Consider the following 14216-nt stretch of genomic DNA (forward strand, 5'->3'; position numbering starts at 1 on the left):
TGCCAACACTGAACGCCCGGAAATAGAGTCGCTTCATATTCACGATCAGGAACAATGTTCAGAATACCGAACAACTTCTGATGTGTGGCAGTGAGCGGAAGGAATCACGGTGGCAGCAGCACCAGTCTGGAGCGTCGACCCCCGCACCGGGAACCCGCGTGAGCAGGTTGCCGTGGAGGCTACAGCGGAGGAGGTCGACCGCGCGGTCCGGGCCGCCCACGCGGTACGTGAATCGCTCGCCGACCGCACGGTGCGCGCCGCCTTCCTGCGCACCGCGGCCGATCTGCTCACCGAGGCCGGGGAGCACGTCATCGAGGCCGCCGACGCGGAGACCGCGCTCGGCCCGGCCCGGCTGACCGGTGAACTCGCGCGCACCGCCGCCCAGTTGCGGGCCTTCGCGGAGATCGTCGACGAAGGCGCCTTCCTCGACATCCACATCGACCACGCGGACGCCACCCGGACCCCGCCCTGGCCCGACCTGCGCCGCTACAAGGTCCCGCTCGGTGTCGTCGCCGTCTACGCGGCCAGCAACTTCCCGCTCGCCTTCTCCGTCCCCGGCGGCGACACCGCGAGCGCGCTGGCCGCCGGCTGCCCCGTCGTCGTCAAGGCGCACCCCGACCACCCCGCCACCTCCGAACTGTGCGCCTCCGTACTGCGCAGGGCGGCGGCGAAGACCGGCCTGCCCGAGGACGTGCTGACCCTGGTCCACGGCTTCGACGCGGGCATCGAGCTGATCCGCCACCCGCTCGTCGCCGCCGCCGGGTTCACCGGCTCGGTCCGGGGCGGACGCGCCCTGTTCGACGCCGCGGCGGCCCGCCCCCGCCCCATCCCCTTCCACGGCGAACTGGGCTCCCTCAACCCCGTCGTCGTCACCGGGGCGGCCGCCGCCGAGCGCGCCGAGGAGATCGGCGCCGGGCTCGCGGGCTCGATGACCATGGGCGCGGGCCAGTTCTGCACCAAGCCCGGCTTCGTCCTGGCCCCGGCGGGCGAGACGGGCGACCGGCTGCTGAAGTCCCTCACCGACGCGGTCAGCGACACCGAGGCCGCGGTCCTGCTCGACCACCGGATGCGCGACGCCTTCGTCGCGGGCGTACGGACCCGGGCCGAACTCCCCGGCGTGGCGGCCCCGGTCACCCCCGGCGCGGGCGGCGACCACACCGTCTCGGCCGGCTTCCTCACCGTACCGGCGCAGCTCCTCGCCACCGAGGGCCCGCACGACGAACTCCTGGAGGAGTGCTTCGGCCCCGTCACCGTCGTCGCCCGCTACACCTCCCCCGACGAGATCACCGCCGTGCTCTCCCGCCTCCCCGGCAACCTCACCGCCACCCTCCAGACCGCCACGGACGGCGCCGACGCCGACGCCCCCGGACTCCTCGCGGCCCTCGCCCCGCTGGCCGGCCGGGTCCTCGTCAACGGCTGGCCGACCGGCGTCGCCGTCGCCCCCGCCCAGCACCACGGCGGCCCCTACCCGGCCTCCACCTCCACCTCCACGTCGGTCGGTGCCACCGCGGTCGAACGCTGGCTGCGCCCGGTCACCTACCAGACGACCCCCGAGGCCCTGCTCCCGCCGGAGCTCCGGGAGGACAACCCCCTCGGCCTTCCCCGCCGAGTGGACGGACGACGCGCATGACCCCGCAACTTCCCGAACTCCCCTTCGAGCTCAGCCCGTTCGGCCCCGGCGGCGACTGGACGTACGAGAACGGCACCCTGACCGGCCGCGCCGGCGCCCGCCAGGACCGCTTCGTACCGCCGGGCGGCGACACCCTCGACTCCGCGAGCGACGCCCCCCGCCTGCTCGGCCCCGCACCCCGGGGCGACTTCCAGCTGCTCGCCCGGGTGAAGGTCGGCTTCGCGGCGGCCTTCGACGCCGGGGTGCTCTACCTGCACGTCGGGGAACGGGAGTGGGCCAAGATCTGCCTGGAGCTCTCCCCGGACCGCCCCACCGTCTGCACGGTCGTCACCCGCGGCCACTCCGACGACGTCAACTCCTTCGTCGTGGACGGCGACAGCTGCTGGCTGCGCCTCAGCCGCACGGGCAACGCGTTCGCCTTCCACGCCTCATCCGACGGCGAGAAGTGGACCTTCGTCCGCGTCTTCGCCCTCGGCACCCCGCAGCGCGCGGCCGAGGCGTCGATCGGCTTCCTGGTCCAGTCGCCGACGGGCGAGGGTTGCGAGGCGTCCTTCGACCGGATCGCGTTCCGTGCGACGGGGCCGGAAGATCTGCGGGACGGGAGCTGATCAGCTCCCCGCCCCGCCCCGCGCCAGCCGGGTCGTCGCCAGGGCCGTCAGCGTCAGCAGTGCGGCACTGATCACCAGGCTGGTCCGCAGGCCGGTTTTGAAGTCGCCCGCGACCAGGGCGCCGAACGCCGCCACGCCCAGGCCGCCGGAGACCTGGCGGGCGGCGTTCAGGACGCCCGCTGCGACGCCCGCCCGGTCCGTCGGGACGGCCTCCATCATGGCCGCGGTCAGCGGCGGCAGGGCCAGGCCCGCGCCCAGGGCGAGCGGCACCAGGAGTGCGGACGTCAGGAGGAGGGGGGTGTCCGTGCCGACGAACAGCAGGAGCAACAGGCCGCCCACCGAGAGCAGCTGGCCGGTCAGCATCGGCAGCCTGGGGCCGTAGCGGTTGGCCAGCCTGCCCGACAGCACGTTGACCACCACGAGCAGCCCGGTCATCGGCAGGAACATCAGGCCCGCGGCGAGCGCCGAGCGGTCGCGCACCTGCTGGAAGTAGAGGCTGAAGACGAAGATCATCCCGTAGAACGCGACGCTCAGCGCGGAGCCGGAGGTCACCGCCACCGCCACCGTCCGGTCACGGAACAGGCCCAGCGGCACCACCGGGTGCGGGTGGTGCGACTCGATGCGGAGGAAGACGGCCAGCGACACCACCGCCACCCCGAGCGCCACCAGGGCGGTCGTTCCCCGCTCGATCACCGCGAAGGCCAGCGCGGCCAGTGCGAGTACGGCGGTCAGCTGGCCCGGCAGGTCCAGCGGCGCGGGGCGTCGCGGCGAGCGCGGTGCGCGGAACGTCAGGGCGAGGGCGACCAGGCCCACCGGCAGATTGATGAAGAAGATCGCCCGCCAGTCCCAGGCCGTGGTCAGCGCACCGCCCGCGACGGGACCGAGCGCCGCCGCCGTCGTGCCGCCCGCCGCCCACAGCGACACCGCACGGCCGCGCTGCGCGGGATCGGCGTACGCCTGGCGCACCAGGGCGAGCGTCGTCGGCAGCACCACCGCGGCCGCGATGCCCTGCACCACCCGGAAGCCGATCAGCGCCGGCAGGTTCGGGGCCAGCCCGCAGGCGACGGACGCGAGCGTGAACAGGGTGATCCCGACGGTGTACGCACGCGTCGCGCCGATCCGGTCCGAGAACGCGCCCGTCGAGAGCAGCAGCGCCGCGAAGGCGATCGTGTACGCGTCGACCACCCACTGCAGCCCGGCCATCCCGCCGCCGAGGTCCGAACCCATCGACGGGAGCGCCACATTGACCACCGACGCGTCCAGCATGATCAGCGCGAAGCCGAGCAGCGAGGCGGTGAGGGTCAGGGCGGGGGAGGGGGCCGACGCGCGTCGGGCGTGCGGCAGTTCGGCGGTGGTGTCGGGTGTGCGCAGGGAGTTCCGTATGGGCATGTGCCCAGCCTGGCCACCGGGGCATGGGTAGGGTACTGGCCTGAACGCCATACCTCCGGAGGTTCTGGCCATGCCGCCCGCGCACCGCGTCGTCGTCATCGCGACACCGCCCGTGTCCATGTTCAACATCGCCATCCCCGAGATGCTCTTCGGCAAGGTCGAGATCGACGGCTCCCCGGGGTACGAGACGCTCTTCTGCACCCCGGAACCCGGCCCCGTCCGCACCAGCGGCGGACTCGATGTGCACATGGCCGACGGCCTGGAGGTCATCGGGACCGCGGACACCGTGATCATCGCCGGTGCGGGCTCCCGCGAGGAGCCCGATCCGCGCATTCTCGCCGCACTGCGCCGGGCCGCCGCCGACGGCAAGCGCATCGCCTCCATCTGCACCGGCGCCTTCGCCCTCGCCGAGGCGGGCCTGCTCGACGGCCGCGCCGCCACCACGTACTGGTCGTACACGGAAGAGCTCGGCGACCGCTACCCCCGCGTCGACCTCCAGAAGGACGTGCTCTTCGTCCAGGACGGACCGGTCCTCACCTCGTCCGGCTACGCCGCCGGGATCGACCTCTGCCTCCACATCATCCGCACCGACTACGGCGCGGCCGTCGCGAACGGCGTCGCCCGCCGCACCCTCGTCGCCCCGGTACGGCCCGGCGGCCAGACACAGTTCACCGACACCCCGCTGCCGCCCGAGCGCGGCGTCTCCTTCGCCTGCACCCGCGCCTGGGCGATGCGGCACCTCGACGAGCCGCTCACCCTCACCGACCTGGCGCGCGACGCGGGAGTCTCGGTACGGACGCTCTCCCGGCGCTTCCACGCCGAGACCGGGCTCAGCCCCCTCCAGTGGCTGCTCCACCAGCGCATCGAGCGGGCCCGCGAGCTGCTGGAGACCACCACGCTCCCCATGGACCGGGTCGCCCGCGAGAGCGGCCTCGGCACCGCCGACTCGATGCGCCAGCACATCCAGCGCCGTCTCGGCCTCACCCCCAGCGCGTACCGGGCCTCCTTCAGCAGACTCGCCGCACCGGCCGGGGCGGCGGCGCTGTGACCGCCCGGAGCGGGGAGACCTTCGGGACCGGGCGCGCGGTCTCCGACATCGAGGCGCTGCTCGCCGGGCCCGTACCGGCCGCGGGGCCGACGGTCGCCGAGGGGGAGCCGGACACCGGGGAGTGGAGCGCGACGGCGGGCGAGGGCTTCCGGCTCGTGCCGCTCTGGGAGAGCGACGATCTCGTGGGCGTGTACGGACCCGAGTGGGAGGAGGCCGAGGAGGCCGCCTCGGGTCATCGCGCCGAGCTCGTCGGCGAGTTGGACCGCCGGTGGGGTACCCATCGGATGGCGGGCATGCGGGTGCCGATCTTCCGCGACCTCGCGGGCGAGCCCCTGCCGCCGCTGTACCGGGCGCTGTGCGACACGGACTGCCGCGGCGACCTGGCGGTGTGGGGGCCGGTGGACGGCCGGTGGGTCGCGGTCTCCCTCAACCAGTGCGACGGCGACGCACCGATGATCCTGGTGGCCGTGGTCGCCGACCGGCCGATCGTCGAGCTCGACGACGGGGAATGACGACGGGGAATGTGGGAGTCCGCTCCTGCGTTGTGCACGGGAGCGGAGGGTGGCTCCGCCACCACTTGAGCTGTACGTACGAGGACACGGAGAGAAGAAGAGACATGCGCGTCGAGATCTGGAGCGACATCGCCTGCCCCTGGTGCTACATCGGGAAGGCCCGCTTCGAGAAGGGCCTGGCCGGGTTCGCCCACCGCGACCAGGTCGAGGTCGTGCACCGGTCCTTCGAGCTCGACCCCGGTCACGCCAAGGGGGAGACCGCGCAGGTGATCGACATGCTGGCGCAGAAGTACGGGCGCACCCGTGAAGAGGCGCAGGCCATGGAGGCGAATGTCGCGGCCAACGCGCAGGCCGAAGGGCTCGGCTACCTCACCGAGGGCCGTGACCACGGCAATACCTTCGACATCCACCGGCTGCTCCACCTGGCCAAGGCGCGCGGGTGCCAGGACGAGCTGCTGAGCCTCGCCTACCGGGCGAACTTCGCCGAGGAGCGGTCCGTCTACGACGGCGACGTGCTGGTCGAGCTGGCCGTCGAGGCGGGGCTCGACGCCGACGAGGCGCGCGCCGTGCTCGCCGACCCGGAGGCCTACGCGGCCGAGGTGCGGGCCGATGAGCGGGAGGCGTCCGAGCTGGGTGCCAACGCGGTGCCGTTCTTCGTGCTCGACCGGCGCTACGGGATCTCCGGCGGCCAGCCCGCGGAGGTCTTCGCCCAGGCGCTGGAGCAGGCGTGGAAGGACCGTCCGCTCACCGCGATCGGCGGGGACGCCGCGGCGTGCGACGCCGACGGCTCCTGCGAGGTTCCGCAAGCCTGAGGCACCATGTCCGGAGGCGCTGCCGACGACACGGACGAGCAGCGCCCGGGTGCTCCCCTCAACCTTTCGTGATTGACCAGAGGTTGAGGGGGCCCCAGGCTGGGCGCATGGAGACTACTTCGCTCAGCCGTGCGGCGGACGCCGAGTTCGCGCCGAGGACGACCTATCTCAACACCTCCACCTGCGGGCTGCTGCCCCGGCGGACCGTGACGGCCGTGACGGCGCTCGCCGAGGCCATCGCCTCGGGCGTCACGGACGGTTCCGGCGACTTTGAAGTGGTGGAAGCGGCCAGGGCCGGCTTCGCCCGCCTCGCCGGGGTGGACGCCGACCGGGTCGCCGTGGGCAGCTCGGTCTCCGTGCATGTCGGACTGATCGCCGCCTCGCTGCCCCCGGGGGCCGAAATCGTGGCACCCGAGGGAGAGTTCAGCTCCGTCGTCAGTCCCTTCGCGGTCCGCGGCGACCTCAGGATGCGCTACGTCCCGCTGGACCGGCTGGCCGACGCGGTGGGGCCGGGCACCGCGCTCGTCGCCTTCTCCTCCGTGCAGTCGGCCAACGGCCGGATCGCCGACCTGAAGGCGGTGCGCGCGGCGGCCGCCGCCCACGGTGCCCGGACACTGCTCGACGCCACCCAGTCGGCCGGCTGGCTGCCGCTGGACGCCGGGGAGTACGACTACACCGTCACCGGCGGCTTCAAGTTCCTGCTCTGCCCGCGGGGCGCGTCGTTCCTCACCGTCACCGAGGAGGCGCAGCGGGCTCTGCCGCCGGTCTTCGTCGGCATGTCCGCCGCCGACGACCCCTGGAACAGCACGTACGGCCCGGTCGAGCAGCTCTCCCGGACCGCGCGCCGCTACGACGAACCGCCCGCCTTCCTCGCGTACCACGGCGCCGAGCGGTCCCTCGCGCTGCTGGGCGAGATCGGGGTGGAGGCCATCCACGCCCATGCCACCGGGCTCGCGGCCCGCCTGCGGGCGGGGCTGGCCGGGCTGGGGCACGAGACGGTGCCGGGGGAGTCGGCGATCGTGGCCGTGCCCGGACTGGGCGGGCGGGAGCCGGGGCTCGCGCGGGCCGGCGTGGTGGTCTCGAACCGGGCGGGGAGTCTGCGCGCGGCCTTCCACCTGTACAACACGGAGGCCGATGTGGACCAGGTCCTGGACGTGCTCTCCGGCTGAGCCCGCCCGCCGGGGGATCAGCAGCGCTCGGGGCAGTCCCCGGTCTCCCGGCAGAGGTTCTCCTCGACCTTGGCGAGCAGCCGGGTCAGCTCCTCGCGTTCGGCGGGTTCGAGACCGGCGAGGGTGTGTTCCTCCAGATCCGTCCAGGCCCGCCGGACGTCGGAGTGCAGCGCGCAGCTGTCGCCGGCCTCGACGAGGACGGCCCGGCGGTCGTCCGGGTCGGGGCGGCGGCGCACGTGCCCGGCCTGTTCGAGGCGCTGGAGCATCTTGGTGACGGTGGAGGGGTCGAGGTCGACGGCCTTGATCAGCTCGGACTGGCGCACCGCACCGGCATCCCACAGGTACATCATCAGGAACTCCTGGCCGGGGTAGAGCCCGAGCTCCTTCAGCAGCTTGCCCGCGGCGATCCGGTGCAGCCGGGCGACCCGGGAGAGGGCGTGGCTGACGGGGCCGCCGAGGGCGGCGCTCGGCAGGGCGGTACAGGCGGGGTCGGCGGGTTCGGCCTTCATGGGGACTCCTCGGGGCGACGCTCCGGCCGGCTCTGGTGCCGGGTCCGGCGGCTTTCTGCGAACTTTACATTGGTCGGCCAATCAATGGACTACAGTGACCCGAGCAGAGATAGTTGGCCGACCATATAAATTTTTCGGGAGCCCCCATGACCACGGCATTCGACCCGATCGACCTTTCCGGCACCCGGCTCGCCAACCGCATCGCGATGGCTCCGATGACCCGCAGCCGGGCCGGTGAGGGCGGCACCGCCACGGAGCTCGTCGCCGAGTACTATGCCCAGCGCGCCTCGGCGGGCCTCATCATCACGGAGGGCGTCCAGCCGTCGGTGGTGGGCCAGGGCTACCCCTCCACCCCGGGGCTGCACAGCGCCGAGCAGGTCGTGTCCTGGCGCAAGGTCACCGACGCGGTGCACGCGGCGGGCGGCCGGATCTTCGCCCAGCTCATGCACTCCGGCCGGATCGGCCACCCGGACGTGCTGCCGGACGGGCTGACCCCGGTCAGCGCTTCGGCGGTCCGGCCCGCGGGCCGGCTCTTCACCGGCACGGGCTTGAAGGACTTCACCACACCGCGCGAACTGACCGGCGAGGAGGTCCGGCAGACCATGGCCGACTTCGCGACGGCTGCCCGCAACGCGGTCGACGCCGGCTTCGACGGGGTTGAGCTGCACGGCGCCAACGGCTACCTCATCCACCAGTTCCTCGCCCCCAACACCAACCTGCGCGACGACGAGTGGGGCGGCTCGGACGAGGCCCGCATCCGGTTCGCCGTCGAGGTGGTCAAGGCCGTCGCCGCCGAGATCGGCGCGGCGCGGACCGGGCTGCGGATCTCGCCCGGGAACCCGTACAACGACATCGACGAGCCCGCGCCGGAGGCCGTATACACCGCGCTGGTACGGGAGATCGAGCCGCTCGGCCTCGCCTACCTGCACGTCCTGGAGGCGGCGGAGATCCGCGAGCTGACCCTCGCGCTGCGCAAGCAGTTCTCCGGCACCTTCGTCCTCAACGCGCTGACGGACGGGCCGACCGGACCGGACGACCACGCCCTCGTCGACGACGGGGTCGCCGACATCATCGCGTACGGTGCCCTGTTCATCGCCAACCCGGACCTGCCGGCCCGGCTGAAGGCCGGCGGCCCGTTCAACACCCCGGACCCGTCGACCTTCTTCGGCGGGGACGCGAAGGGGTACGTCGACTACCCGGCGCTGGACGCGCCCTGAGGGCTGCCCCCGAAGAGCGCCGACACATCCTTCTGGAGGCTCATGAGGTCGGACAACCGCCAGAGGCCCTCGCCCGGCCGGGGCTCCTCACCGTGCGGCGGGTGGGGCCGCTGCGCCTCGACGGCCAGCACCTGGCGGGCCGGGTCGGGCATATGGGTCAGGCCCACGACGCCGAAGCGGGCCCGGCCCCGCCCGGCGGCCGCGGCACGGCCCGACAGGTCCGCCCAGGTGGGCGGCCGGGTGAAGGCACCGGCGTAGAACTCGATCACGGGGAACTCGTTGGTGCCGGACATCTCGCGCACGAAAGCGGCGTGGTACGCCCGGAGAGCTCGAAGGAGATCACATCACCGGCCCGCAGGAACGACAGCGTCCGGGGGGCGCGCGGCCGGCGCGTCAGCGGGACCGGCACCGACTCCAGCAGCTTCTTGATCTCCGGGGACTGCCGCTCGAAGGCGTCGGAGAGCACCACCTGACGGTTGAGCTCGTCAACGGCCTCCAGGGCGCCGGCCGTGGTGCCGGGGTCCTGGAATCCGTATGTGTGCAGCAGCGTGGCGAGCGCGACCCGGGTGACGTTCTTCGTCGCCGCGCCGATGTCCTCGGCGTCGAGCAGGCAGCGCCACCTCAGCAGGACCGGGGGATCACGCCCCGCTCGATCTCGGCCCGCGACCGGCCCGGGTGGAGCATCTGATGCTTCACCCAGCGGGCGAGCTCCTCGTCCATCGCCCGGACGAGTCCCCGGGCGGCCAGCTTGTCCAGGATCTGTTGATGCCTCACGGCATCGATTCTGGCAGTCGCCGTGACCGGCCGGCCGCCCGGACCCCGCCTCGCGCTACTCCCGGCCGGACTCGTCCAGCGGCGCGCTGTGCCACTTCCACGAGGTGACGCGAGGGCGGCCGGGCAGCTCGGCGCGGCCGGTGGCCCAGCACAGCACGGCCCACCGGTCGGCGTCCTCGGGGGCGTCCGGGAACAACCGGGCCAGCACCCGGTCGCAGAGGTCGGCGGGCGGCGTCCAGGCGACACCCAGGCTCGCGGCGAGATCGTGCGTGTGCACCAGGGTCTCCACGATCCCCATCGCGGCGAAGCCCTCCGGGTCGGACACCCCGTAGGAGTGGTACGAGCGGAGTTCGGGCGGGGCCGTCCGTACCATCGCGGCGAGCAGCGCGCCGCTCGCCTCCAGCGTCCGCAGCAGCCCGACGGGTCCGGCCGACCGGTCCGCGAAGACCGCGTTCCACGGACCGCCCTCGCGCTCGGGACTCCAGCGGTACGGGACGTACGCGTCCAGCGCCGGCCGCTGCGGGCCCAGCTGGGTCGCGTAGGAGAAGAGGTCGTCGCTCAGGTGCTCCGCGGTCTCCCAGCAGCTCCACTCCAACGACCCCGCCGGGACGTCCCAGTTCTCCACCGGGGACTTCTGGAGCGCGGCGACCGCGAGCCGTACCGCGGTGGTGACGTCGTCCGCCGTGACCGGCAGCCGGGTTCCGGTCAGGGCCGCTCGTTCCGCCGCACCGCACTCGACGCAGAACTCGTTGCCCTCGGGGTCCGCGAGCGTCGCCCAGCCCCGCCCGTCCGGCCTGCGGTGGTCGGCGACGAGGGCGGCGCCCAGGCCGAGCAGCCGCTCGACCTCCTCGTCCCTGGTCCGGTCCTGCGGCTGGATGTCCAGGTGGACACGGTTCTTGGCGCTCTTCGGCTCCGGCACCGAGACGAAGAGCAGCGCGGTACCGGGGGACTCGACGAGTGCCTCGGGATCACCGGGGGCGTCCCCGTCCGAGATGCGGGCGCCGAGCACTCCGGCCCAGAAACCGGCCAGCCCGTAGGCGTCGGCGCAGTCGATCGTGATGTGACGTACGAGTGAGGTCATGGGCCCCACTGTCTCCGGGCGGGGCTGTCGTGGTCCACCGGCTTTCGGCGGAGGCGGGTGGTGCGACACCGCCGCACCGCCCGCCCGGTCCCGATTCGGCCCGGCAGTTCCTCACCTCACCGGCGTGAAGTCCCGCGCCCCGATGAACTCCGGCCGCCGCGCCGGTGCCGAGAACGGCTCCCCGGCGGCGTTCTCCACGCTGTTGAAGACGATGAAGACATTGCTGCGGGGGTACGGAGTGATGTTGTCGCCCGAGCCGTGCATGCAGTTGCAGTCGAACCAGGTCGCCGAACCCGCCTTGCCCGTGAAGAGCTTGATGCCGTGCCGGTCGGCCATCTTCGTCAGCGCCTCGTCGGACGGCGTGCCGGCGTCCTGCATCTTCAGGGACTGCTTGTAGTTGTCCTTCGGCGTCTCGCCCGCACAGCCGAGGAACGACTTGTGCGAACCAGGCATGATCATCAGCCCGCCGTTGGTGTCGTGGTTCTCGGTCAGCGCGATCGATACGGAGACCGCCCGCATGTTCGGCAGACCGTCCTCGGCGTGCCAGGTCTCGAAGTCCGAGTGCCAGTAGAACCCCGAAGCACCGAAGCCCGGCTTGACGTTGATCCGGGACTGGTGGACGTACACGTCCGAGCCGAGGATCTGACGGGCCCGGCCCACCACCCGCTCGTCGCTCACCAGCCGGGCGAAGACCTCGCTGATCCGGTGGACCTCGAAGACCGACCGCACCTTCTGCGACTTCGGCTCGACGATCGAGCGCTCGTCGGCCCGGACCGCCGGGTCGGCGATCAGACGTTCCAGTTCGGTGTGGAGGACGGCCACCTCGTCGGGCGTGATCATCCGGTCCACGGAGAGGAAGCCGTCGCGTTCGAAGGCCTGGAGATCCTTCACGCCCACCGGCCCCGGGGCGCCGGGCGCGGACCAGATCACCGGATCCTGGCGGGGGGTTGTCATCTCGGCGGTGCCGCGTGTCGGGTAAAGGTCGGCGCGCACATCGGTGGTCATGGCTCAGCCCTCCTCGGTGAGCAGCGGGTAGACACCGTTCTCGTCGTGCTCCTCCCGCCCGGTGACCGGTGGGTTGAAGACACAGACGCAGCGGAAGTCGGTCTTCGGCCGCATGGTGTGGTGTTCATGGCCGTTCAGCAGATACATCGTGCCGGGGGTGATCCAGTGCTTCTCGCCGGTCTCGTCGTTGGTGAGCTCGGCCTCGCCCTCGACGCACAGGACGGCCTCGATGTGGTTCGCGTACCACATCGACGTCTCGGTGCCCGCGTACATCGTTGTCTCGTGGAGCGAGAAGCCCACCTTCTCCTGCGCGAGCACGATGCGCTTGCTCTCCCAGGTGCCGGAAGCGGCCTTCACATGCCGGTCGGTGTTCTCTATGTCACGGAACGATCGGACGATCACGGTGGGTCGGTGCCTTTCTCTCTGCAGCGGTGTTTCTCGTCGGACCCGCGTCGGGGCGGGCCCGGGATCAGGCGGTGTCGCGGACCGCGCGGGCCAGCGTGCGCAGCCCCTCGTCCAGCTCCTCGGGGGTGACGGTCAGCGGCGGCAGCAGCTTCACGACCTCGCTCCTCGGGCCGGAGGTCTCGACCAGGAGGCCCAGCTCGAAGGCACGGGCGCAGATCGCGGCGGCGCGCGACGCGTCGGTGAACTCCATGCCCCACACCAGGCCGCGGCCCCGGAACCGCGCACCGAGCCGGGTGTGTTCGTCGCAGATCGCGAGCAGCGTCTGCTCGACCTGCTCGCCCCGGGCCAGGGTCTGCTTCTCCATCTGGCCGTCCGCCCAGTAGGCGTCCAGCGCGGCGGTGGCCGTGACGAACGCCGGGTTGTTGCCGCGGAAGGTGCCGTTGTGCTCGCCCGGTCCCCAGATGTCCAGCTCCGGGTTGAACAGGCAGAGCGACATCGGCAGGCCGTAGCCGCTGATGGACTTCGACAGGGTGACGATGTCGGGGGTGATGCCGGCCTCCTCGAAGGAGAAGAACGCCCCGGTACGTCCGCAGCCCATCTGGATGTCGTCGACGATCAGGAGCATGTCGCGGCGGTGGCACAGTTCGGACAGCGCCCGCAGCCACTCGGGGCGCGCCACATTGATGCCGCCCTCGCCCTGCACGGTCTCGACGATCACCGCGGCGGGCTTGTTGAGACCGGAGCCCTGGTCCTCAAGGAGCCGCTCGAACCAGAGGAAGTCGGGTACCCGGCCGTCGAGGTAGTTGTCGAACGGCATCGGGGTACCGTGCACCAGGGGGATGCCGGCCCCGGCCCGCTTGAAGGCGTTGCCGGTGACGGCGAGCGAACCCAGCGACATGCCGTGGAAGGCGTTGGTGAACGAGACGATCGACTCGCGTCCCTTCACCTTGCGGGCCAGCTTCAGTGCGGCCTCGACCGCGTTGGTCCCGGTCGGTCCGGGGAACATCACCTTGTACGGGAGGTCGCGCGGACGCAGCACGTTGTTCTGGAAGGACTCCAGGAAGGCGCGTTTCGCGGTGGTGGCCATGTCGAGGCCGTGGGTGATGCCGTCGCGCTCGATGTAGTCGATCAGCGCGCGCTTCATGACCGGGTTGTTGTGGCCGTAGTTGAGCGATCCCGCGCCGGCGAAGAAGTCCAGGTAGGTGTGGCCGTCCTCGTCGGTCAGCCGGGCGCCCTGCGCACGGTCGAACACCGCGGGCCAGCCGCGGCAGTAGCTCCGTACCTCCGACTCCAGGGTCTCGAAGACACTCAGGGCGGGCGGGGTGATGGTCACAGGGGATCTCCTGCTTGCGGGGGGTGTGTGACGGGCGGCGGTGCGGGCGGGCTCGGGCGTGGCACGGGGCGGCGCGAAGGCGCTCACGCGTGGAACGGGCCGATGCGGTACAGGACTTCGGGCAGGTGCGTGTCTTCGGGGAACAGTCCGCCGTCGAAGAGCACCTTGCGTTCCAGGGCCACGTCGTGGCGCTGTGCGTAGGAGGTGAACAGCCGGTCCGACGCGGTGTTGTCCGGGGTGACGGTCGTCTCGACCGAGGCCAGGCCCTGTTCGGCGGCGACCCGCGAGGTCAGCGCGTCCAGCAGCTTGCCCGCCAGGCCGGTGCCGCGGTGGCCGTGGTCGACGGCCACCTGCCAGACGACGAGCGTCCCGGGGCGGTCCGGCCGGAGGTATCCCGTCACGAAGGCGATGGGCTCGCCGGCCTCGTCGCGGGCGACCACGGAGGTCGCCGCGAAGTCACGGCACCACAGCAGGTAGCTGTACGAGGAGTTGAGGTCCAGGACCTCGGAGTCGCGGGCTATGCGCCAGATCGCGGCCCCGTCCTCCACTCGTGGGGTGTCGATGGTGATGAATTCGTTTCGGGCACGTGCAAAATCTGCTGGTGCGGCGGTCATGCGAATTGAATTTACCCAGCAAATTCTGAAATTGCATCGACGTGAAGGGTTGGGTGGAGCGGTTCCCTGTGTTATCAGGCGGGCGCGTGCCCCGGCGCGAGCCCGATGTG

Annotated in this window: 17 protein-coding genes; 7 read left to right on the forward strand and 10 right to left on the reverse strand. The window is 72.0% G+C overall.

Translation table 11 applies throughout. The features are described 5' to 3' along the window. The first annotated feature begins 109 nt into the window (after positions 1-109). Positions 110-1630, forward strand: coding sequence for an aldehyde dehydrogenase (NADP(+)) (locus ACFV8T_RS25750; RefSeq protein WP_385331616.1), 1521 nt, complete (start codon positions 110-112; stop codon positions 1628-1630). Then, positions 1627-2238 (forward strand): DUF1349 domain-containing protein, encoded by a 612-nt coding sequence (locus ACFV8T_RS25755; protein ID WP_385331618.1) that lies wholly within the window; start codon positions 1627-1629, stop codon positions 2236-2238. Before ACFV8T_RS25750 ends, ACFV8T_RS25755 begins: the two co-directional genes overlap by 4 nt. Here ACFV8T_RS25755 and ACFV8T_RS25760 read toward each other — a convergent pair whose 3' ends face one another. Then, a complete protein-coding gene (locus ACFV8T_RS25760; RefSeq protein WP_385331621.1) occupies positions 2239-3627 on the reverse strand; it encodes an MFS transporter in 1389 nt (462 codons plus the stop codon). A gap of 70 nt (positions 3628-3697) precedes the next feature. On the opposite strand from ACFV8T_RS25760, the gene ACFV8T_RS25765 reads away from it, so the two are divergent. The 4 genes from ACFV8T_RS25765 (at position 3698) to ACFV8T_RS25780 (ending at position 7168) form a co-directional block, all read left to right on the forward strand. Continuing rightward, the gene (locus ACFV8T_RS25765; protein WP_385331623.1) at positions 3698-4675 is read left to right on the forward strand and encodes a GlxA family transcriptional regulator; all 978 of its coding nucleotides are present in this window, start codon (positions 3698-3700) and stop codon (positions 4673-4675) included. Further along, entirely contained in the window at positions 4672-5187 is a 516-nt protein-coding gene (locus tag ACFV8T_RS25770; protein ID WP_385331626.1) for a hypothetical protein, read from the forward strand. The genes ACFV8T_RS25765 and ACFV8T_RS25770 overlap by 4 nt, the downstream gene beginning before the upstream one ends. Before the next feature lie 104 nt (positions 5188-5291). Then, positions 5292-5999, forward strand: a complete 708-nt coding sequence (locus tag ACFV8T_RS25775; protein WP_385331629.1) for a DsbA family oxidoreductase — start codon at positions 5292-5294, stop codon at positions 5997-5999. Between the two features lie 107 nt (positions 6000-6106). After that, a complete protein-coding gene (locus ACFV8T_RS25780; protein ID WP_385331631.1) occupies positions 6107-7168 on the forward strand; it encodes an aminotransferase class V-fold PLP-dependent enzyme in 1062 nt (353 codons plus the stop codon). Between the two features lie 17 nt (positions 7169-7185). Here the strand turns inward: ACFV8T_RS25780 and ACFV8T_RS25785 are convergent, their stop codons facing one another. After that, complete coding sequence (locus ACFV8T_RS25785; protein ID WP_385331634.1) at positions 7186-7677, reverse strand: MarR family winged helix-turn-helix transcriptional regulator; 492 nt, start codon at positions 7675-7677, stop codon at positions 7186-7188. A gap of 146 nt (positions 7678-7823) precedes the next feature. Here ACFV8T_RS25785 and ACFV8T_RS25790 point away from each other — a divergent pair, with 146 nt between their 5' ends. Beyond that, positions 7824-8894 (forward strand): alkene reductase, encoded by a 1071-nt coding sequence (locus ACFV8T_RS25790; RefSeq protein WP_385331637.1) that lies wholly within the window; start codon positions 7824-7826, stop codon positions 8892-8894. Here ACFV8T_RS25790 and ACFV8T_RS25795 read toward each other — a convergent pair. From ACFV8T_RS25795 to ectA, 8 genes are all read right to left on the reverse strand, one after another. Beyond that, on the reverse strand, positions 8870-9187 hold the full coding sequence (locus tag ACFV8T_RS25795) for a hypothetical protein (protein ID WP_385331639.1): 318 nt from the start codon (positions 9185-9187) through the stop codon (positions 8870-8872). The genes ACFV8T_RS25790 and ACFV8T_RS25795 overlap by 25 nt on opposite strands. Continuing rightward, positions 9160-9360 (reverse strand): hypothetical protein, encoded by a 201-nt coding sequence (locus tag ACFV8T_RS25800; RefSeq protein ID WP_385331642.1) that lies wholly within the window; start codon positions 9358-9360, stop codon positions 9160-9162. The genes ACFV8T_RS25795 and ACFV8T_RS25800 overlap by 28 nt, the downstream gene beginning before the upstream one ends. 155 nt (positions 9361-9515) lie before the next feature. Beyond that, the gene (locus ACFV8T_RS25805) at positions 9516-9668 is read right to left on the reverse strand and encodes a hypothetical protein (RefSeq protein ID WP_385331644.1); all 153 of its coding nucleotides are present in this window, start codon (positions 9666-9668) and stop codon (positions 9516-9518) included. Positions 9669-9723: 55 nt separating this feature from the next. Then, entirely contained in the window at positions 9724-10749 is a 1026-nt protein-coding gene (locus ACFV8T_RS25810; protein ID WP_385331647.1) for a VOC family protein, read from the reverse strand. Between the two features lie 111 nt (positions 10750-10860). After that, positions 10861-11754: an ectoine hydroxylase gene (thpD, locus tag ACFV8T_RS25815; RefSeq protein WP_385331649.1), complete on the reverse strand. Its 894-nt coding sequence runs from the start codon at positions 11752-11754 to the stop codon at positions 10861-10863. Positions 11755-11757: 3 nt separating this feature from the next. Continuing rightward, the gene (locus ACFV8T_RS25820; RefSeq protein ID WP_385331652.1) at positions 11758-12156 is read right to left on the reverse strand and encodes an ectoine synthase; all 399 of its coding nucleotides are present in this window, start codon (positions 12154-12156) and stop codon (positions 11758-11760) included. Positions 12157-12223: 67 nt separating this feature from the next. Beyond that, positions 12224-13492 carry a diaminobutyrate--2-oxoglutarate transaminase gene (ectB, locus tag ACFV8T_RS25825; RefSeq protein ID WP_385331655.1) on the reverse strand — a complete coding sequence of 423 codons (1269 nt, stop codon included), beginning with the start codon at positions 13490-13492 and terminating at the stop codon, positions 12224-12226. 83 nt (positions 13493-13575) lie between these two features. After that, positions 13576-14106 carry a diaminobutyrate acetyltransferase gene (gene ectA / locus ACFV8T_RS25830; RefSeq protein WP_385331658.1) on the reverse strand — a complete coding sequence of 177 codons (531 nt, stop codon included), beginning with the start codon at positions 14104-14106 and terminating at the stop codon, positions 13576-13578. Positions 14107-14216: the final 110 nt, after the last annotated feature.

This window comes from Streptomyces sp. NPDC059832, from assembly GCF_042731715.1.
Taxonomy (GTDB): Bacteria; Actinomycetota; Actinomycetes; order Streptomycetales; family Streptomycetaceae; genus Streptomyces.